17 protein-coding genes are annotated in these 20,976 nt (G+C 37.3%); 16 read left to right on the top strand and 1 reads right to left on the bottom strand.

Annotation, left to right across the window (positions count from 1 at the left end; all coding sequences use genetic code 11):
• From HXY53_00655 to HXY53_00600, 12 genes are all read left to right on the top strand, one after another.
• Positions 1-702 (top strand): hypothetical protein, encoded by a 702-nt coding sequence (locus tag HXY53_00655; protein NWF75079.1) that lies wholly within the window; start codon positions 1-3, stop codon positions 700-702.
• 319 nt (positions 703-1,021) lie between these two features.
• The gene (locus tag HXY53_00650; GenBank protein NWF75078.1) at positions 1,022-1,660 is read left to right on the top strand and encodes a transposase; all 639 of its coding nucleotides are present in this window, start codon (positions 1,022-1,024) and stop codon (positions 1,658-1,660) included.
• Between the two features lie 202 nt (positions 1,661-1,862).
• Positions 1,863-2,594 (top strand): cadherin-like domain-containing protein, encoded by a 732-nt coding sequence (locus tag HXY53_00645; protein NWF75077.1) that lies wholly within the window; start codon positions 1,863-1,865, stop codon positions 2,592-2,594.
• A gap of 317 nt (positions 2,595-2,911) precedes the next feature.
• Positions 2,912-7,687: a hypothetical protein gene (locus HXY53_00640; GenBank protein ID NWF75076.1), complete on the top strand. Its 4,776-nt coding sequence runs from the start codon at positions 2,912-2,914 to the stop codon at positions 7,685-7,687.
• Positions 7,684-8,196: a prepilin-type N-terminal cleavage/methylation domain-containing protein gene (locus HXY53_00635; GenBank protein ID NWF75075.1), complete on the top strand. Its 513-nt coding sequence runs from the start codon at positions 7,684-7,686 to the stop codon at positions 8,194-8,196. The genes HXY53_00640 and HXY53_00635 overlap by 4 nt, the downstream gene beginning before the upstream one ends.
• Positions 8,186-8,701 (top strand): prepilin-type N-terminal cleavage/methylation domain-containing protein, encoded by a 516-nt coding sequence (locus HXY53_00630; protein ID NWF75074.1) that lies wholly within the window; start codon positions 8,186-8,188, stop codon positions 8,699-8,701. The genes HXY53_00635 and HXY53_00630 overlap by 11 nt, the downstream gene beginning before the upstream one ends.
• Positions 8,701-9,864, top strand: a complete 1,164-nt coding sequence (locus tag HXY53_00625; protein ID NWF75073.1) for a prepilin-type N-terminal cleavage/methylation domain-containing protein — start codon at positions 8,701-8,703, stop codon at positions 9,862-9,864. Before HXY53_00630 ends, HXY53_00625 begins: the two co-directional genes overlap by 1 nt.
• A 1-nt stretch (position 9,865) precedes the next feature.
• Positions 9,866-10,561: a hypothetical protein gene (locus HXY53_00620; protein NWF75072.1), complete on the top strand. Its 696-nt coding sequence runs from the start codon at positions 9,866-9,868 to the stop codon at positions 10,559-10,561.
• A gap of 272 nt (positions 10,562-10,833) precedes the next feature.
• The gene (locus tag HXY53_00615) at positions 10,834-12,768 is read left to right on the top strand and encodes a transglycosylase SLT domain-containing protein (protein ID NWF75071.1); all 1,935 of its coding nucleotides are present in this window, start codon (positions 10,834-10,836) and stop codon (positions 12,766-12,768) included.
• Between the two features lie 112 nt (positions 12,769-12,880).
• Positions 12,881-13,102: a cell division protein ZapB gene (gene zapB, locus HXY53_00610; GenBank protein NWF75070.1), complete on the top strand. Its 222-nt coding sequence runs from the start codon at positions 12,881-12,883 to the stop codon at positions 13,100-13,102.
• Positions 13,103-13,107: 5 nt separating this feature from the next.
• Entirely contained in the window at positions 13,108-13,374 is a 267-nt protein-coding gene (locus HXY53_00605; GenBank protein NWF75069.1) for a cell division protein ZapA, read from the top strand.
• A 27-nt stretch (positions 13,375-13,401) separates the two neighbouring features.
• On the top strand, positions 13,402-14,673 hold the full coding sequence (locus HXY53_00600; protein ID NWF75068.1) for a DNA helicase UvrD: 1,272 nt from the start codon (positions 13,402-13,404) through the stop codon (positions 14,671-14,673).
• Here HXY53_00600 and HXY53_00595 read toward each other — a convergent pair whose 3' ends face one another.
• Positions 14,674-16,338, bottom strand: coding sequence for a 4Fe-4S dicluster domain-containing protein (locus HXY53_00595; protein ID NWF75067.1), 1,665 nt, complete (start codon positions 16,336-16,338; stop codon positions 14,674-14,676).
• 281 nt (positions 16,339-16,619) lie between these two features.
• On the opposite strand from HXY53_00595, the gene HXY53_00590 reads away from it, so the two are divergent.
• The 4 genes from HXY53_00590 (at position 16,620) to HXY53_00575 (ending at position 20,976) form a co-directional block, all read left to right on the top strand.
• On the top strand, positions 16,620-18,320 hold the full coding sequence (locus HXY53_00590; GenBank protein NWF75066.1) for a UvrD-helicase domain-containing protein: 1,701 nt from the start codon (positions 16,620-16,622) through the stop codon (positions 18,318-18,320).
• 70 nt (positions 18,321-18,390) lie between these two features.
• Complete coding sequence (locus HXY53_00585; protein ID NWF75065.1) at positions 18,391-19,215, top strand: TrmB family transcriptional regulator; 825 nt, start codon at positions 18,391-18,393, stop codon at positions 19,213-19,215.
• 41 nt (positions 19,216-19,256) lie between these two features.
• Positions 19,257-20,120, top strand: a complete 864-nt coding sequence (locus HXY53_00580; protein NWF75064.1) for a 6-carboxyhexanoate--CoA ligase — start codon at positions 19,257-19,259, stop codon at positions 20,118-20,120.
• Positions 20,092-20,976, top strand: coding sequence for a diacylglycerol kinase family lipid kinase (locus HXY53_00575; GenBank protein ID NWF75063.1), 885 nt, complete (start codon positions 20,092-20,094; stop codon positions 20,974-20,976). The genes HXY53_00580 and HXY53_00575 overlap by 29 nt, the downstream gene beginning before the upstream one ends.

Here is a 20,976-nt window from a genome sequence, read left to right as displayed (position 1 = left end):
ATGAGAAGTCAGAAAATAAATACTACTATTAATAATGAAAAGGGTATTGCACTCATGATGGTGCTTGTGCTGTCATTAATCGCACTGGCTATTGTGGCTACATTAGTCTATCTTGTCATACAGGGCACAAAGACTTCGGGTTTCATGAAGAGATATGAGTCAGCCCGCGAAGCAGGAATCGGCGGAGCAGAAATAGTAGGCGCACTCATATCGAATCGCGGCAATCTTGTAATTCCAAAAGGTGACGGAGAATATTATGTTAATTTACCAAATCAGTGTGATTGTGGCGATCCTGTTACCCCCGGTGACAATAAATTTTCAGATGGTTCGTCTATTCCTGCCGACTCAGAATATATATGCATATGTGCCAAATTATGTGACCCTACTTCAAACTGGCCTGCAACATGCAGCAGCACGCTTGATCCGTTATTGTCAACAGATCCATATCTTGGGGATAGGATGCAATTTGACCTTTCCGGTCTCGGGACAGACTCCTACCAGGTATCTGTGAAAATAGTTGATACAACTATTGGCAACTCAAGTCTTAGTGGTGAAGAGCTTGGCACAGGAGGAGTTGCTTCATCAACTTCAGGAGTAATTTCAGCCCCTCCAATGCCTTATTTATACAGAATTGAAATTGATTCAGTGAACAATACAACCCAAACCGAGAGGTCAAGGCTGTCAGTGCTCTATGCCTATTAATTAAAGCGATAATTATCTGAAGCCTAATGTATTGTTGTCACTAACACTTCTTCTTTACAAGCAGAATATACGCAGGCTAAAGCCTGCGGCTACCATTGTGACACAGTCTCTTGATGCGGAATCCAGTTCTTTAAATTTTTCTTGTTATTCTACTTTATAAATTTATGCGAAATAATTATAATTTCAATTACTTAACAAATGGCGATTATGGTAATTTCAAGAGTTTCGTGAAAAATAGGGACAGTTTATATGAAAAACAGAGAACAGTCAGTAGGGTTACATCTCCAAGCTGTCCATAATATCTGAAATGGTAGTTGATATGAAAAACGAAAAACCGCCAGCAGAACCACAAGTAGAACCGCCAGCAGAACCACAAACAGAACTACAAACAGAACCACAAGCAGAACCACAAGCAGAACCGCCAGGAGAACCACAAACAGAACTACAAACAGAACCACAAGTAGAACCGCCAGCAGAACCACAAGTAGGACAGGCGTCTCGCCTGTCAGAACATTCATGGAGACGACATCTTCCGCACATTCAACTCTCTGCTGGGTATTATTTCATTACATTTACTACGCATAACAGGCAATTCTTACATCCATCACATAAAGATTGTGTTTTTGAAGCAATTCGTTTTTTAGATGGTAAGAGCTATGAACTCTATGCTGTTGTAGTATTAGATGATCATGTTCATATGGTGATAAACCCTATAGATACATTATCTAAGATAATGCATAGCATCAAAAGCTTTACTGCACATGAAATTAATAAAGTATCAAATAGAAGTGGTAAATTATGGCATGATGAGAATTTTGATAGTGTAATAAGAGATGAAAAGGAACTATTAGAGAAACTTAACTATATTGCAAATAATCCAATCAAAGCAAATTTGGTAGAAGAGTATGAAGAGTATAAATGGCTTTATATCAAAGGTTGGATAAATGATTATAAATAGACAGGCGGGACGCCTGTCCTACCGGATGAGGTTAGATTGTGAATAGAGATGGATGGATGGGGTTAAATTATACATAGAGTCAGGCGTCTCGCCTGTCCTACTGGATGAGGTTAGATTGTGAATAAAGATGGATGGATGGGATTAAATTATACATAAAGACAGGCGTCTCGCCTGTCCTACTATTTGGAGAGGAGTAATAAAAATGATTAGATTATTATCCATAATTATTTTATTATCAGCCTTAATTATTTCAGGTTGCAAAGGAAAAGAAGAAAAGCAGACTGTTCCACAGACCACATTTACAGAAGAACTGAAACAAAAGGAATCGAAATCACCTGTGGTTCCAGCGCCTGAAACTCCGCGAGAAGGTGATGTGACAACTCAGACACCTAATACACCTCCACGAATAACAACTCTGGACGTTTACCCGCAGTATCCTGTCATTGGAGACACGATTAAGATTGAAGCAGTTACACTTGACAAGGAAGATGATCCAGTCACAATTTCTTATCAGTGGTCAAAAAATGAAACGCTTTTACCCATAGAAACTTCTACATTGAAAGTAACAGAGGAATTCAAGCGCGGAGATAAAATATCAGTGAGGCTGATTCCGTATGATGGTAAAACTTATGGAAATCCTCTAACACTTAACATAGTAATTGCCAATGCATCGCCTGTAATACAACCATCGGAAGATATGCTAAATATAAAAGGAAGCTTTTATAGTTACAGGGTAAAAGCAAGTGATCCGGATGGCGATAAGCTTACATATACCCTGAAAACCGCACCATCAGGAATGACTATAAATACTGCCACTGGACAGATTCAATGGAGTATCCCAACAGATTTTAGAGGTGAAGCGCCTGTATCGGTATCTGTTACAGACGGACAGGGTGGTGAAGTTCTACAAAGTTTCACCCTCGAAGTAAAATAAGAATGTCCAGCGATTCTCGATGAAAAAGAGACGAGATTGCTTCAGGATAAGGCTGTCCGAGCATTTCACCTTTCAGGACAGGCGAGACGCCTGTCCTACTTGTTTTGTTATGAAATATGAATGACGAAAAGTCTGACTATATGGCTACAATTTTTAATCAAATGATTACATAAAATATGTAACCTTTTACACAATTAAACCCTTCTGCAGTATCTGTAAAATAAATAATCAATAAAAATCAATTAATTGAAAAATTAGAACGCTTTTTGCTAAAATAAGCAAATGCTATTTTTATTCATTGAAACAAGATGTGCAATATGAAGCAATTTATTAAGGCAATTTTTATATTTGGAATTATAAGCTTAGTTTTAAAAAACTTACCAGCTCATGCGCAAATAATGAATGATTACTGTATTACCCCTCCTTTTGTCGTTTCAGGTGTTAAGCCAAATCTGCTTTTGATGATTGATAACTCTGCCAGTATGTATGATTTAACTTATATAGACGAGAGTCCTGAAGCTGATTATTGCTACGATACCTCGTATAACGATGTAGAACCGTATGAAGGTTATTTTGAGCAAAATGAGTTTTATAGCTACAACGGAGCAAGTAGTAAGTTTGTTCCGGGAGCAGCGCTCCCCGGGAGTTGCACATATCGAACAGACTTTGTATGCATTAATATAACAGGAACTACTGTAGATAATTTTATAGCAAAAGGAAAATTCCTTAATTGGCTTTCAGCATCTAAATTCGATGTGCAGAAAAAGATATTAACAGGCGGTAAGTATGACACACTCAACAGGGTTCTTGTCGGCGAATCAAGGGGTTGTTTAGGAAGAAGATTTATAAAAAGGATACCTGACTTTGCTGATATAACTTTCGCTGTAAGAGGACCTAATGCGCTTGAACCTGATTATACCAATCCTGAAACACAGGGAGGCTTGACAAGGATTGAAATATTTCAGGGGACCTATAATGAAGAACGTTGTCAGGATGCCATTGATATTTGGGCTGCTGATGACCCTTTAGGTCAATGGACGAATGCAGCAAGTGATTGTCTTGGGATTTCAGGAGGAGGGGGAACAGCATCAGGCAGGGAACTGGCTACTTTCATTGAATCTGTTAGAGGCTGTTACCATATAAAAAATAATATTGAAGATATTGAAGCAGGGAAACTGGCATTTACTGAAGCAAACCTTTTAAAGAATGTCACAATCACCAATTTAGAAACTAATTGTACAAACGTTTACACTAAAGATTGTCCGGATCCGAATGATCTAAGTACATGTGAATCAATCCTCAATAACGAAGCAGGCGGAAATTATATCTGTGCAAGAACTGTTACACACATTACTCCATCATCACCTTATTATGACTTTTTGGGATCTGACACAACAGGTTTTGTCGGCAAGTGCTGGAATGGGTCGGCTGATAAATTTGTTGGTGGAGAAGCCTGCGTAAAAAGAGAATTTTTACATTACTGTAGCGGGTATGCTGCCCCAGAAGTGATAGACCCATCAGGTGGAGCATCCATTGATACAGCAGACAACGTGCCTGCTGTCATAAGAGATGCGAGTGTCAGGGCATTAGGAGATCCTCTTATGCCTGCTGGAAGTATAGATGATGTCTTTTATGTTAAAGTATCGATTGCAACGCCCCCTGACGGCTTAATTCAGAAGTATGAAGACTCAATCCGTTTTGGTGCAATGGTTTTTAATTTCAACGGTTCTGACGAAGAATGCCCCATAGATGCTTCAAATATATTATGCCCGAAAATCTGTTCAGAAACTACTACAAAGAGTTGTGCAGTTGATGCGGATTGTCCCTCCGGTGAAAGATGTGTGCTTTCTTCCAATGCTGATGGTGGTCAAATAATACATTACATTAAAAATGTTTGCTCTGTATCTTCAACTCTGTGTGATATTGACCAAGATTGCCCATCGGGTCAAGAATGCGTTTCTAAGGTTGGAGATCACAGTTCAGGTTTAATTAAGTCAATTGATGATATTCAGGCAGCATCATGGACTCCTTTTGCCGAAGCATTTCATGATGCAATCGGATATTTTGCACAGAGGACAGATCTCAGGATAGCAGACGGTAACTTTATAACTGAATCTGAAGATATTAATTATCCTGACCCCGTCCAATACAGATGCCAGAATAACAATATATTGATTATAACTGACGGCATGTCAACAGCAGACCTTGATACAAAGGTGAGAGATACTGTTCGAGTATATCATGAAGAACCGGATGATACATTTTATGATGTGCCTTTAACTCTTACATCATTTCCCACCTGCCCCCAATTTGCAGGAAGTAGAAACCTCGACGACCTTGCCTGGGTAGCCAAAAATAGAGACATCAAGGATTTTAGTGCGCCACCTCCCGATGACTCGATAAACAGCAGGACAATTCTGACACATGTAGTTTTTACAGGAGAAGCAACAGGTGAACCTGATGAGTGTGATCCAAATGTATTGATGCAGGAAACCGCTGAAAACGGAGGATCAAAGCTCAGTGTTGCTGAAGATCCATCACAGCTATATAGTGCTCTGGAAGAGACTTTTCAGAGGATAGCTGCAAGGTCATCTTCAGGAACTGCTGCTTCTGTTCTTGCATCCGGCGAGGGAAGTGGAGCGAATCTGCTACAGGCACTCTTTTATCCACAGCGAAGTTCCGGCGGAACTACAATAAAATGGACAGGTTCACTCCAGAACTTCTGGTATTATATTGACCCTTATATGATATATAGCACTATCAGAGAGAATTCGAGTGATACCAGTAGCATTAAAGAGCTTGATTTGAGTTCTGATTATATAATGCATTTTAAATTTCCTGCTTCAGCAACAGATCAAAATACTATAGCTAATCTATATTCAGACTCCGATTGCGATGGCACCGCCAACAGTTACGTGGGCTATAAATATCTGGATGAATTTATTGACCCATCCAATAAAATAAAGTATCTCTGGGAAGCTGGCAAATTATTATGGGCAAAAAATCCGTTAACAAGAAATATTTATACATTTGATGGAACTACAAGGATTCAGATACCACAAGTTGCAAATCCAATAGGTAGTGGTTCTACTTTAATATCACTTCTACAGGCATCAGATGTTAATGAGGCGAACGCAATTATAAGATATGTTAGGGGAGAAGATACTCCATTCAGCCCTGAAATAGATTCAGGATATAGCCCTGATTATAGAAAAAGAACTATTTCAATCAGTGGTGTTTCAAATACATGGAAGCTTGGAGATATAGTAACATCAACTCCGAAAGTTGCATCATGGTCACCTTTGAATACTTATCATAAGGTATATGGTGACATCTCATATGGCCCTTATGGTTATAGCCCTAAATTGACTGACCCCATCAACAATAATCAATTCATCTCAACACAGGACTATAAAAACAGGGGGATGGTTTTTGTTGGTGCAAATGACGGAATGCTTCATGCCTTTAAACTCGGAACCATTAAAATATATGAAGAAAATTGTAAGAAAGCAGAATTATCGGGAACAGATCTGGGGGAAGAGATGTGGGCTTACATACCCAAACACGCCCTGCCATATCTCAGATATATGACTGATGAAGAGTATTGTCATCTATATTTTGCAGATGCAGTACCAAATCTGTTTGATGTCAGCATAGGAGGAAAACCTGATGATCCGATAAGTGTAAATAGCTGGAGGACTATACTCATAGGCGGGATGCGTTATGGTGGCGCATCCAGGGATACTGCAAGCTCATTTGGTGTCCAGACCCCTTCAGCAGGAATTGGTTATTCCTCATATTTTGCACTTGATATAACAAATACACTTGCTGATCCAACAAAACCTCCTGAAGTGCTCTGGGAATTTTCAAATGAGCAAATAGAAACCCTTTACCCTGGTGAAACTGCAACAGGTGGCTTTGGTTTTGCAACTTCAGGACCTGCGATTGTCAGAATCGGACCCAAAGGTAAAAATGGAAAATGGTTTGCTGTATTTGCCTCAGGACCAACCGGCCCAATCAATACTGAGGCACATCAGTTTATGGGTTATTCTGATCAGCCACTAAAAGTTTTTGTTCTGGATCTCGCAACAGGGAATATTGCGAGAATCATAAAGCAGACAAAAGATGGTTCAACAATCCAGAATGCTTTTGCAGGTTCTTTGATAAGCTCTCCTGTTGATCTTGATCAGAATAATCCCACCTCATCAGGTTTCTATTCAGACGACGCTATTTATTTTGGATACACACAGGCAGAAGTAGAAGAAATTGATATCAATACTACCAAATGGACAAAAGGCGGCGTTTTGCGTCTTAACACAAAAGAATCTGCTGACCCAAGCCAATGGACACTGGAAAAGGTTATTGTAGATATTGGTCCTGTTACAACAGCAGTATCAAAACTTCAGAATTATGAAGTTGGTAATGAATCCTTATGGCTATTTTTCGGGACTGGCAGATACTACTATAAGATTGCCTCAGAGATTGATGACGCAAACAGCATCAGAAAATTATATGGATTAAAAGATCCCTGTTTTGATAGTGGTGATGCAAAACTTGATTCAACCTGCAATTCATTTTATTCAGGTGATGGTTCTCTCGGAGATGTTACAACAGATTCAACCAATGCAACATCTGAAGGCTGGAAGATAAATCTTGATTCGTGCACTACTTTAAATGGAAGTGAAGCCCCATCATGTGCAGATTCAAGTGTTGTATACAGAGCAGAACGTATGGTAACTGATCCACTTGCTACGCCGATTGGAGCTGTATTTTTCACAACTATTAAACCAACAGCAGATGTATGTGAATATGGTGGAATAACTCATCTCTGGGCTGTCTATTATGCAACAGGAGGAGCTGTAAAAAAACATGTATTAAGGGGAAAAGTATTAATACAGGTATCAACTGGAAGTATAGGAGAAATTCATTTGCCATCAGCATTTACACAGAAAAGAGACTATGGGGCACCTGAAGGGGAGACTGTTGATTACCGCAGAACCGGGCCAACTGAAGGAATAGCAGCAACAGAAAAACCGCAGGTGAATATCCCTCCAAGGCCGATAAGAAGAGTTTTTCACCTACAGCAAAGATGACATACAAAGGTATAACATTAGTCGAAACTATGGTTGTTGTGAGTATTATTGCTATACTCGTGATAGCCTTTGGTTTCTCGTATGAAGGATGGATGGGAAAATACAGAATTGAGAGTCAAATCAAGGAGGTATATTCAGACCTGATGGAGGCGAGGACAAGGGCTATGACAAGAAACATGCTTCACTTTGCAGTGATTAATACAGACAATTACGCTATTTATGAGGATACAAATAATAGTTATGGAAATTCACCTGATGCAGAAGATCAGTCAATATGGTCAAAACCGAAAACACTAATATATAACTATCAGTTCAAAATGATAAGTTCCGGCACTTTGCCTCGAACATTAACTTTTGATACACGAGGGCTTATTTCAAATGCAACAGCAGCCATCAGCTTCCGTATAGACAATTCATTAGACCCTGACTTTGACTGCCTGATAATAGATGAGGCAAGAATAAGGATGGGTAAAACAAATACAACAGGAACTGCTTGTGATGAAAAATAACATAGGCAATAAAGGTGTCTCCCTTGTTGAGGTAATGATTGCGCTTGTTGTGCTGCTTCTTGTTTTCATCGGATTACTTCAGGCAGCACTGCTCGGGATAGACCATAACATGAGAAATCTTCTTAGAGAAGAGGCGGTTAATATTGTGTCACAGAAGGCTGAAGAGATAAGGACTCTTCCATTTGATCATGTTAAATCGAATCCAGGGATTTGTTCAATAACAAATAATATATGTTCAGTTAATGAAGATTGTGCTAACGGTGAGACATGCAATACTCCATCCACAGCAACAATATCATCTTGTGCAGACCCGAGTTATCCAATAAAAATAGAAAGAAATTTCAGAAATATACAAAATTTCCCATTTGGTTTAGAGGTGACAGTGACTGACGCCCTTGATCCGGATGGTGTCACTTTGAGCACAAAGCAGATAGAAATATTAGCAGCGTGGGAATATAAAAATGAGTGCTACACGCAGAGCATAACCACTGTAAGGAGAAGATAATGAAAAAAGAAGGAGGGTTTACCCTTGTAGAGCTTCTCATTACAATGGTGGTTTTTGTCCTTACCATAGCTGCTGCCACAGGAATATTTGTGCCCATGCTTACACAATTTAAGCAGCAGAGCAAGATAGCAGAGAGCAATATCGAGAACATAATTGGTCTTGAATTATTAAAGAGAGATATTGAACACGCAGGATTTGGTTTGCCTTGGAATATACCGGTTGGTATTACATATCAGGAAGCTTCAAGTTCACCAGCAAGTAACTACAATGAACCAACTGTTAGTGGCACCACTAATCCTCCAAGGGCTATTTTAAGTGGTAATAATGTGAATTTTACAAATGTTGTAAACGGATCTGACTATCTTGTGCTTAAGGCAACTAATATTGCAATGAGTGACGCCTCTGCTAAATGGACAGAAGTAATTTCCAAAATAGATGCAACTGGCAATAAAAAGACAATGGTAAGATCATGGGGTTCTTCGGTTGATGATTTAAGCACAAGCGAGAGAGTTATAGTTCTCATACCGAGTAAGGGAGAAAATAATCAAAGAATTCTGAAAACGAGTGATAATGATAGCACTAAATTTTCAGTCCAGTTTAATCAAAACTTCCCGGCAGACTTTGCACCTCCTCAGGGAGAAGTATATTTAGTTTATGGGGTTACCCCGGTTGCTGATCCGATTGATACAGCCCTCAGGATGCCATTTAACAGGGCTGATTACTATATATCCAAGCTGAATATACCACAGAAGTGCGCGTCAAATACAGGTGTTCTAAGAAAAGCTGTTTTGAACCATAGCGGTACTTTTCAGGGGGGCATTCATCAAATTCTTGATTGCGTTGCTGATATGCAGGTTATTTTCGGAAGGGATACAGACAATGATGGAGATGTTGATAACAGGACGGATGATTTATCAGGCCTTACAGCGCAGCAGATACGTGAACAGGTGAAAGATATCAGGGTATACATACTTGCCCACGAGGGACAAAAGGACAGTAATTTTACTTATTGCCAGGATCCACCGTCTTGTTCAGATAAAACAATATATGTAGGTGAGCAAGGATTGGGAAGAGATTTTGACTTGACCACAATACCAGATTGGCAGAACTATCGCTGGAAGCTAGACAGAATTGTTGTGAAGCCAAAGAATTTGAGAGGATAAAATGGGAAGTCAGAAGGCGGAAGTTAGAAGTCAGGAAATAGATTGTACTATTAATAATGAAAAGGGTATTGCGCTCATGATGGTGCTTGTCCTGTCATTGATCGCTCTTGCGATTATTTCTGCATTGCTATATCTTGTAATACAGGGCACAAAATTTTCAGGTTTTCACAAAAGATATGCATCCGCTCTTGACGCCGGAATTGGTGGAGCTGAGATTTCTGCTGCTCTTGTAACAAATCGCGGTGAACTTGTAATCCAGGGACTTGTTAATTTGCCGACTTCCTGTATTTGTGGTTTTGATACAAATCCATTTGATGAGATATATCCTGATCCTTTACCAAATAATTGTTTATGCCGTAAATTATGTATGCCACCTTACAATATTGACGGTTCTTACAACTGGACAATATGTGGATCTGATGGTACTTCGCTTGACCCTGTTTTAAGTCCGGATATACCACCTTTCGATCTCTCTGGTTATGGAACAAATTATAGGGTTTTTGCAAAGATTGTTGATACAACTGTCGGTGTTACAGATTTAAGCGGAGAAAATCTTTCTTGTGGTGCCGGCGCAGCCTATGAATGTGCAACATTTACCGGACCTCCAACACCCTATTTATACAGAATAGAGATAAATTCACAGGATACAAATAATCCTGTTGAGAAAGCCCGTCTGTCTGTACTCTATGCGTATTGAAGAAACCACCTAACCCATTTTATTTATAAACCCAAAAAATGCAATTGAATAATGCAGATGTTGCGAGAAAATTTATTTTTCGATTCCTTAGTGTTCCTTTAACTAATGGTTTTGCGAATATTTTTATCCATAAAACAATTAAAATAAATCCGATAATTCATCGAGTTAAAGAAATTTTTGAGCAATGTCTGCATTATTCGGGTAAATTTTTAAGGTATAGGACATGGCATTTAAATATTGCCGAAACTCGTTCTTTTGATTATGATATTTTTATGAGATATTTTATCTGTCTTTTTATTTTAATCTTTTTTCTATCACTGCCTGCCTATGCTGAAGAGACGGATTGCAAAGCTTATCTTAAAGAAGGAAAGATTGCGCTTGACAACTCACAATACAAAGAAGCCATAAAACGCTTATCTGAAGCAGTAAAAGGATGTGCTCCACTTGATGATTATGCCTTGTTTTGGCTTTCAGAGGCATACCATGATGTAGGAAATTATAAGGAGTCTCTGAAAGTAATACGTGATCTTTTGAATAACTATCAGGATACCCCTCTTATTAAACAGGCAAGAATCAGGGAGATAACCGAAGCTTCTGAAATTTCAGAGGAAAATATTGAGAAGCTATATGAATCTTACATTATTGATTATCCGAATGATCAAAGAATGAAATATCTCTACGCAAAATTTTTAATACAAAATGGCAATAAAAGCAAAGCAAAAGAATTCTTTAAGGATCTTTACATAAGTGCAGGACCTTATTCATCTGCTGCTTTCAATGAATTGAAATCTGATGATATAAGTACAGAAGATATTATTGAGAGATCCTCAAATCTGATAGATCGTATGCAATACACAAAAGCAGAAGATGAGTTGAGGGCTATAATCATAAAAGATAATGAAAAGTTACAGAATCAGATCTACAAAAATCTTGGCATTTCTCTTTTTAAACAGAAAAAATATAAGGAGGCAGCTGAAATATTTGCTAAGGCACATGAGCGATACTGGGAGATACGGTCACTCTATAGGGCTGGAGAAAAAGAAACTGTCAATTCCTCACTAAAGGAATTACTGGATAATGGAGATAATAGAATGGCTTCTATTCTTATTTCTCTGGCAGCAGACAGGAGGAGGGAAGGTAAAATTGACGAGGCATTAAGTCTTTATCAAAGCATAATTGAAAAATATCCTTCAGAGAGTGAGGATGCCCTATGGGGAATTGGATGGACATACTATTTAACAGGAGCATATGATAAGGCATCTGAAATCTTTACAAAGCTTTATGATACTTATAAAGATTCACGTTATTTATACTGGCATGCCCGTAGTATTGAAGTAGCAGGTGGTGACGCAAAACAGATGTATCATTCACTTATAGAGAAAGGCCGTAATTTTTATGGTGCAATGACACACGTCAAAGGACTATTATCATCAGCCCTGTCAGAGCATGAGAAAATAAAGCTGGCAAATGATATAGTCCCTGTAACGAAAAATACCTTACCAGAAAAGAAAAATGAACGTATAGATACACTCTTCAGTATAGGTTTTTCAAAAGAAGCTCTGATGGAACTAAATTACCTTGCAAGAAATCCTGATTCCATTGAAGATGTTTTATATGCATGTAATAAATTCAATGAACTTAAGGAATACAGATATTCAGTGGGGCTTGCTGTAAAAGTACCTTATAATGAAAAGATGCATCCGTACTTATATCCATTAGCATACTTAGAGATTATTGAAAGTTTAGCAAAAAAATATGATATTGAACCATTAATTGTCCTTTCGATTGTAAGAGAGGAGAGCAGGTTCAATCCTGAAGCAAGGTCTCCTGCTGGTGCTATAGGTCTCATGCAATTGATGCCCTCAACTGCAAAGAGATTTGATTCCATTTTAAAACTGAATATAAATAATATGCATGATATCTTTGATATAGAAAAAAATCTGAAAATCGGAATCTATTACCTGAATTATTTGATAAAAGAGTTTGGGTCTTATGCATATGCAATTGCAGCATATAATGCTGGAGAACAAACAGTAAAAAGGTGGACTCAAAATGCAAATTACAAATCTGTCGATGAATTTATTGAGGATATACCATACATCGAAACAAAAAATTATGTGAAAAGGGTAATAAATACCTTTTTTGAATACGCCTTATTTTCTCCTGCAGGAGTCAGCAGAAAGACAATTTCATTCGAAATGTTATAGACTTTCAATCAGGCATTTTGTTATTTTATTTACGATGGTTTTGCAAAAGACTCTTTTCAATGATGAACAAGATAAAGAACACCTGAGAGAATTAAAAAAGGAGGTTAAACCATTGGAAAAACTTAAGACACTTGAAGACAAAATTGCAAATGCAATTGATAAGGTTAAAACCCTTAAAGAAGAAAAGATGATTACTGAGAGAAGAGTTCAGGAACTTGAAGGACTTCTTAATGAAAAAAACATAGAAATTGAGCAGCTCAAAGCAGAGAAGAGCCTTGTGAAAAGCCAACTTGAGGCTCTCCTTAACGAGATTGAAGCACTGGAGGTAGAATAGGTGTTATGGGCAGTACTGAAGTATATATACTTGGACAGAAATATACTATTAGAGGTGATGCTCCAGAAGAATATATAAAACAACTGGCTGCTTTCGTTGATAAAAAACTTAAAGAAGTTTATAATGCAGTCCCAAATGTTACACCCGTTAAAGCATCTATTCTTGCCGCACTTGATATTGCTGATGAGTTATTTAAATTAAAAAATGAACATGAAGAGCTGGCAAAAAATATTGAGGATAAAACCAATAAACTGGCAGCATTATTTGATTAAAAATCAGATTCTCTGATTCCTACCAAAATGCGTTTTATTGCAGACCTGCATATACATTCTAAATACTCAAGAGCAACAAGTAAGGAAATGTCCCCTGAAAAAATCTGGGAATGGGCTCAATTGAAGGGGATTAAATTGATAGGTACAGGAGACTTTACACATCCTGAATGGTTTAAAGAACTTCAGGAAAAAACAGAACCATATGGAAATGGGCTCTTTATCCTGAAAAAGGATTTTTCTACAAATGATGTTCCAGACAGTTGCAGAGAGGAAGTTTTTTTTCTGCTCACATCAGAGATAAGCTGTATTTACAGTAAAAAAGCAAAGACGAGAAAAATACATTGTATTGTCTTAATGCCTGACTTTTCTAATGCAGCAAGATTGAATATTATGCTTTCAAGAATAGGAAATCTAAATGCTGATGGGAGACCTATATTAGGACTTGATGCAAAAGAGCTTTTAAAAATAGTTTTAGAAATTTCACCTGATGCTTTACTTATTCCAGCACATGCATGGACACCACATTTTTCGATATTTGGAGCAGAATCTGGATTTGATTCAGTTGAAGAATGTTTCGAGGATTTAGCGACTTATATTTATGCTATTGAAACAGGGCTTTCGTCTGATCCATCAATGAACTGGCGACTTTCTGCGCTCGACAGACTCACCCTCATATCTAATTCAGATGCACATTCACCTGCAAAAATAGGGCGCGAGGCAAACATATTTGATACAGAGCTTTCATACAAAGGGGTCATGGATGCGATCAAAACAAAAAAAGGTTTTCTTGGCACAATAGAATTTTTCCCTGAAGAAGGGAAGTACCATTATGATGGACACAGGTTATGTGGCGTCAGTCTGTCTCCTGTGGAAACAATTCAACATAATTACCTTTGTCCTGTTTGTGGTAAGAAAATTACAGTAGGAGTAATGCATAGAGTCGAAAAGCTTGCTGACCGGCAAGATGGCTTCAAACCGCTGAATGCTCCATCTTTTTACTCGATCATTCCATTACCTGAGATTATTGCAGAAGTGCTTAAAGTTGGTGTTAACAGTAAAGCTGTAGAGAATACATATTGGTCAATGTTACATAAGCTCGGTAGTGAATTCAATATCCTTATGAATTTGTCCTTAGAAGACTTAGGGAAAACATGCTCTCCTTTAATTAAAGAAGCCATTGGTCGTATGCGTACTGGAAATGTGCATATCGCACCAGGTTTTGATGGAGAATATGGTAAGATAAAGATCTTTGAAACGGTTGACAGGAGAGAGATTAAGGGACAGAAAATGCTTTTTTAATTATTGTAAAGTATAACGTGGCCCTCCACCACCTTCCGGGAGATTCCATACTATATTTTCAAAAGGACATTTCAGATCGCAGGTTTTGCAATGAAGACAGTTACTGAAATTAACTTTTATTCTATCGCCTTCAAGTTCATATACAGCGGCTGGACAGAATACTGTGCAGGAAGCATTATATTCATCAATACATTTTTTGCAGTTTTCTTCATCTTTCAAACGTATATGGCTTTTCTGTTTTTCGTCATGTGAAGTGCCAGATAAATATACATCTGTTAGCTTGCTTACTATAATTCTTTCATCTGGCTTTGGCAATGGCTCGAATGATTTACTGCCGTAAAAACTTTTTATATTCTTTGTTGTTAAGTAATCGTATTTTGATTTAAGATCTCCAATTGGAGTAGCCCCGCCAGTAAGAATCTGGAAAGCAAGAAGAGGCCCGCCAGGAAAAGGCACCCCCATTGCAACAGCAGGTGTGAAATTACGGCTCTTCTTGAGGTCAGAATATATCCAGCTGTTTTTCAATTTTTCTTCATATTTTGCGAGTTGGCTTTCTGAAAAATTTTTTGTCTTATAGGCTTCAAAAAGAACTTCTGCAGCAAGCATTCCGGATTTTATAGCTGTATGCAGTCCTTTCAATTTTCGAGAATCAACAAGGTTTGCAGAATCGCCGATTATCATAACTCCATCAGAGGTAAGTTTTGGGATAGAAAAATATCCACCGCAAGGAAGTGTTCGTGCTCCGTAATGAGTGGGTTTCCCATCTTTGATGATACTGTTTATCAGAGGATGCATTTTATATTTTTGAAGTTCTTTATGTGGATCTAACTGTGGGTCCTCTGAACTGAGATGAGCTATAAGCCCGATGACAACCTGTGTTTCAGAAATACAATAAATGAATCCTCCGCCAGAAATTCCTTTTCGAAAAGGATACCCGAATGTATGAATGCATTCTCCTTTTTTGAGAGGATTATTCGTTAGTTCATAGATCTCCTTTACACCCAGTTCATAAATAGAAGGAGACCTGTCTTGATCAAGATGCAATTTCTCGACAATGCCTTTGAGTAAAGTGCCGTTGCTTCCCTCACCAAGAACAACAACTTTTGAGTTCAGAATATAACCCGGGGTTTCGTATTCGCCATTCTCCTGAAGGCGTTTGTCGTCTGTACGTACTCCTGTTACTTTTGTTCCTTCATAGAGAATTTCAACAGCAGCCGTTCCTTCAAGAAGCATTACTTTATTCTGTTCTGCAATCTTAGAAAGCCAGCTTATAAATCTGGAGAGTGAGATAATATAATTTCCATGATTATTCAAAAAAGAAGGAATAAAAGGAATCTTGATTTTTCTATTTCTGGTTAAGAAATAAATGGATTCCTTATTTACCTCTGTATAAACTGGACAACCACGCTTCTTATGATCAGGTAATAGTTCTGAAAGCACATCAGGAATGAGCACTGCTCCAGAAATGTTATGTGCACCAAAATAAGCGCCCTTTTCTAAAACAGCAATTTTGTCTTCGATATCAATTTTTTCACCCTGTCGTGTCCCACTGTCAATCTCCTCATTATATTTCTGGATGAGGTTTGTCAGATGAATTGCACTGCTTAAATTGGCAGGCCCTCCACCAACAAAGATAATATCGAATTCTATTACTTCGCGTTCCACTCTACTTTTTAAAAAGATTAATTTAAAAGATGCTAAAAAGTATAACATATTAAGATTGTATTTTAGACATAATTATTAACCCAAATAATACAGATGTTGCGAAAAAATTTATTTTTTGATACCTTAGTGCACATTTAACTGATGGTTTTTTGAATATTTTTATCCATATAACATGTACCCCCCTTTAATTCCCCCCTTGGCAAGGGGGACTACGGGGGAATATCGAGTTAAAGAATTTTCTGAGCAATATCTGCATTATTTGGGTTAACGTCGATATTTTTATGAACGACATACTTTACGGGTTGAATGAATCACAGAAAAAAGCGGTGACTACTACTGAGGGGCCGGTGATGATTATTGCAGGGCCGGGCACCGGTAAGACCTTAACTATTGTTCGGAGAATTTCTTATCTCATTCACAAAGGGACAAATCCAGAGCGTATTCTTGGTGTGACATTCACTAACAGGGCTGCAAATGAGATGAAGAAAAGGGCAGAGGATTTCCTGGGCAAAAATGCACATAAGGTATTTATTGGTACCTTTCATTTACTCGGCTTGAGAATTATTCAAGATTTTTTCAAAGACAGTTTTATAATTATCAACAGAGATGAGCAGGAAAATATTTTAAAGGGTTTAATAAAGAAATCTGGAATGAAATTAAAGCAGGTTGCTGAAAAGATTTCGAGAATAAAAAACTATACTGAATACATTGATGATTCTATAAAAACAATTTTCGAAAAATATCAGAACACATTGAAAGAAAAAAACGCCTTCGATTTTGATGACCTTATATGTAAATCAATAGATATACTCAGTGATAATGATAACCATGGAAAATATAAAGATGCCTTTGAATATATAATGGTAGATGAGTATCAGGATATCAATCCGGCACAGTACAGATTGCTGAAACTTCTTACACCAAAGAGTCGTAACCTCTGTGTAATCGGAGATTCTGACCAGGCAATCTATGCCTTCAGAGGGGCTGATGTCACTAATTTCCTGAACTTTGATAAGGATTATACTGATGTACAGAAAATCGCTCTCGTTGATAATTATCGTTCAACAGGAATAATAATCGAGGCATCGAATGAACTCATTAAAAATAATCTTAAGAGAATAGAAAGGAAAATCAACCCATTGAAGGATACAGGTCTTCCGATCAGAATTATCTCATTGCCTGATGAAAAGGCAGAGGGGAAATTCATTATAAAAGAAATTGAGAGAATGATTGGAGGCACAAGTCATTATCAAATGCTTCAGGAAGGAATGAACATAGAATTTTCAGGGCAGGGTTTCAACTTCTCAGATTTTGCAGTACTATTTAGATCGAATGCACAAGCACAGATATTGGAAGAAACTTTTAGTTTGTCAGGAATACCATATCAGGTAATAGGAAAACCACCCACGATTAATAACAAAATTATTAATGAATTAAAGAAATTATCGCCTGTTGAATTTTACAACAAAGTCATAGAGAATATCTCTTTGAAGGCTGATTCAGGAGACCCAGTCTATATAGTCCTTCAAAATATTGCATTACAGTATCAATATAATGATTTTGAACTATCGGATATGTTTGTTAAACTTATACAAGAAATTAAACTAATTACACCCGCTGATATCTACAATTCAAAATCAGATGCTGTAACTCTTATGACCCTCCATATGTCTAAAGGGCTTGAATTCAGGGTAGTATTTATAACAGGTGTTGAAGAAGGTTTAATTCCTTACAACATAAAAAAGGATGTAACTGATATTGAGGAAGAGAGGAGGCTTTTTTATGTTGGTATGACGCGGGCAAAGGATGAGCTCTTCCTTACAAATACAAGGAGCAGATTTATATATGGACATAAACATCCTCAGTCCCCTTCCCCATTTCTAAGAGAGATTCCTGAAAAATTTATCTCAAATGTCTATATACCTGATAAAATAGACAGGATTAAAAAGGACGGCCAGATAGGTCTTTTTACTACTCTTTAGATTCAGCAATTATTTGATACATCTAATTCTAATTGACATTCAATAATATGTAAAATTATTATTAACTACAATGGTAGATAATAATAAAACTGATATTGTAATAAAGCACCTCATGTATTTAGGTTTTTCGGAATACGAAGCGAAGGTTTACCTTACATTACTACGGGAGAGTCCTGCTACTGCCTATGAGGTGGGTAAATCTTCTGGAGTTCCTACATCAAAGGTTTATAGAGTTCTCGAAAAGCTCATCGAAAAGGGTAACATCTCAATTATTGATGAGAAAAAAACTGCTAAATACATTCCAATACCACCTCAGGATTTAGTTGAAAGATATAAAGATATTACAGAGAATATTCTTACATCATTAATGATCAGACTATCGGATTTCAAGACGAAACGTTCATCTTCATATATATGGAATATTACGGACTATAGTCATCTAATAAATAAAACCAATCAATCAATTAAAGCTACTACACGCACTATACTTCTCTCTATCTGGAAAGAAGAGCTTACACAAATAGAAAAAGAGATTCTTGAAGCACACAGGAGAGGTGTCAAAATTGCAATAGTTCATTTCGGTCAACCTTCAGTGAGGATTGGGCAGATGTATCTCCATCCTATTGAAAATACGATATATCATGAAAAAGGTGAGAAGGGATTCATTGCTGTAATTGATTCAAGAGAAATAATAATGGGAACTATATTCAGAAATAATAGGGTGGAAGGGGCATGGAGTTCGAATGTAGGATTTGTGACTATTATCGAGGACTATATAAAACATGATATTTATATTATGAAAATATTAAGACGTTTCGACAGGATACTCATAGAGCGATTTGGGGGGAATTATACAACGCTTAGAGATATTTTCAGCGACAGGGATTTAACATAGATAAAATTTAATAAATTGCATTTTTTGGGTATAATCCATCTATGAAAAAATTCTGGAGCATAAGGATGAGGTCATCCAAAAAATTAAAAACTCAAGATTCAAAATGCAAAATAAAAGAAACAAAAACCAAAATTCATGAATCGAAACTAAAAGAAATCCATATATCTGGAGCAGAAGGGCTTTATTTTAAATCAGAGATTAACACGATAGTTAATAGATACATTGAAAGGGCATTAAACCATCCTAAAGGCATGGCCGATAAAATTGTATTAACAATCGAAAATATTGAACAGAAACCTTATTCGATCAGATCTTTGCCAGTAAGCACTGTTTATAGCAGAACACCTTTTGAAGGGGAAAAAATAATTGAAAAGATAACACAAATGTTAGGTATATCTAAAATGGCTTTTCAAGTTGCTATTAAGATAATTAAAGAAGGTAATATGAGAGGGGCAACTCTTATTTCAGCAGAAAAAGCTAAAAGACTTGAGCCTGACTTTGAACGAGGGATTAGGGTATCACGTCTGGGGATAACTAATTCTGCTTCAAAAAAACTTTCCGCAGAACTTTCAAGATACAGTATTAATACTGAGACAGTAAAAGAGGCTATTATCCTTGCTTCCAAGGTTTCTTCTTATAAAGGAATAATTGCTGAACTTTGTATTTCAGATGACCCTGATTATACAACAGGGTATTTAGCATCTCAAAGATATGGCTATGTCAGGATACCGCATATAAAAAAAAGGGGAAGTAGAACGGGAGGCAGGGCTTTTTTTATCAAAGAAGGGGTTAATATAGAAAAAGTCACTCGTTATCTTGAAGAAACACCAGTAATAATTAATAGAGTTTCCACAAGTAAAGGGGTAGTGCCACTTAATGAAATCCTCAATAATTATCATAAGTAACCCTGCTGCAAAAAGCGCTTCTAAAAAAAAGATTCAAGGGGCATATCATCTCCTGAGATCAAAGGGATATGCAGTTGATATCTTATTTACAAAACAGAGGGGTGAAGCAGAGAATATTGCAAGAGAAGCAGTGAATAAACGGCCTTTTCTCGTTATTGCAGCAGGTGGTGATGGGACATTCAATGAGGTCATAAATGGCATGGTGAATTCAGATATACCCATGGCAATTCTCCCTATGGGCACAACCAATGTTCTTGCGAAGGAAATCGGTGTCCCTGAGAATGTTGAAGGAGCGATAGAGATTGCAATAAAAGGAACTCCGCATGTTGTTTCTCTCGGGAAAATAATAGCAGGTTATCAATCTTCTCGTATCACCCGATACTTTGTCCTAATGGCAGGTATAGGGTATGATGGAGAATCTGTTTACAGGATAAATGAAAATCTTAAGAAAATTTCAGGGAAAGGTGTATATATACTTAGTGGGATTAAGACATTGATCAGATTTAAGCCTGAAGCATTAACATGCGATATTAATGAAAAAACATATAAGGTTTATTCATTAATTGTCGGTAAGGCTGCAAAATACGGTGGAAATTTAAAAATTACTCCGGATGCAAAACTTACAGAGCCAACTCTGTATGTCTGTCTTTTTAAAGGAAAAAGGCGTTTTGATATTCTCAGATATGTAGCCGGTATATTAATAAATAGACACATAATGTTCGAAGATGTGGAATACCTCAAAACAGAAAGCATACAAATCAAAGGTAAAGCACATATCCAGCTTGACGGAGATTATTTTGGACTGAGTCCTGCTTCAATAGAAGTGGAACCAAATTCCTTAAGGCTCATTTATTGA

This window comes from Nitrospirota bacterium, assembly GCA_013388455.1.
Classification (GTDB): domain Bacteria; phylum Nitrospirota; class Thermodesulfovibrionia; order Thermodesulfovibrionales; family SM23-35; genus JACAFF01.
This window is presented reverse-complemented; position numbering and strand designations above follow the sequence as displayed.

Excerpts from the sequence above, each read along its gene's own strand:
- HXY53_00655 (NWF75079.1), top strand. The coding sequence starts at position 1 with ATGAGAAGTCAGAAAATAAATACTACTATTAATAATGAAAAGGGTATT.
- HXY53_00650 (NWF75078.1), top strand. The coding sequence starts at position 1,022 with ATGAAAAACGAAAAACCGCCAGCAGAACCACAAGTAGAACCGCCAGCA.
- HXY53_00645 (NWF75077.1), top strand. The coding sequence starts at position 1,863 with ATGATTAGATTATTATCCATAATTATTTTATTATCAGCCTTAATTATT.
- HXY53_00640 (NWF75076.1), top strand. The coding sequence starts at position 2,912 with ATGAAGCAATTTATTAAGGCAATTTTTATATTTGGAATTATAAGCTTA.
- HXY53_00635 (NWF75075.1), top strand. The coding sequence starts at position 7,684 with ATGACATACAAAGGTATAACATTAGTCGAAACTATGGTTGTTGTGAGT.
- HXY53_00630 (NWF75074.1), top strand. The coding sequence starts at position 8,186 with ATGAAAAATAACATAGGCAATAAAGGTGTCTCCCTTGTTGAGGTAATG.
- HXY53_00625 (NWF75073.1), top strand. The coding sequence starts at position 8,701 with ATGAAAAAAGAAGGAGGGTTTACCCTTGTAGAGCTTCTCATTACAATG.
- HXY53_00620 (NWF75072.1), top strand. The coding sequence starts at position 9,866 with ATGGGAAGTCAGAAGGCGGAAGTTAGAAGTCAGGAAATAGATTGTACT.
- HXY53_00615 (NWF75071.1), top strand. The coding sequence starts at position 10,834 with ATGAGATATTTTATCTGTCTTTTTATTTTAATCTTTTTTCTATCACTG.
- HXY53_00605 (NWF75069.1), top strand. The coding sequence starts at position 13,108 with ATGGGCAGTACTGAAGTATATATACTTGGACAGAAATATACTATTAGA.
- HXY53_00600 (NWF75068.1), top strand. The coding sequence starts at position 13,402 with ATGCGTTTTATTGCAGACCTGCATATACATTCTAAATACTCAAGAGCA.
- HXY53_00590 (NWF75066.1), top strand. The coding sequence starts at position 16,620 with ATGAACGACATACTTTACGGGTTGAATGAATCACAGAAAAAAGCGGTG.
- HXY53_00585 (NWF75065.1), top strand. The coding sequence starts at position 18,391 with ATGGTAGATAATAATAAAACTGATATTGTAATAAAGCACCTCATGTAT.
- HXY53_00580 (NWF75064.1), top strand. The coding sequence starts at position 19,257 with ATGAAAAAATTCTGGAGCATAAGGATGAGGTCATCCAAAAAATTAAAA.
- HXY53_00575 (NWF75063.1), top strand. The coding sequence starts at position 20,092 with ATGAAATCCTCAATAATTATCATAAGTAACCCTGCTGCAAAAAGCGCT.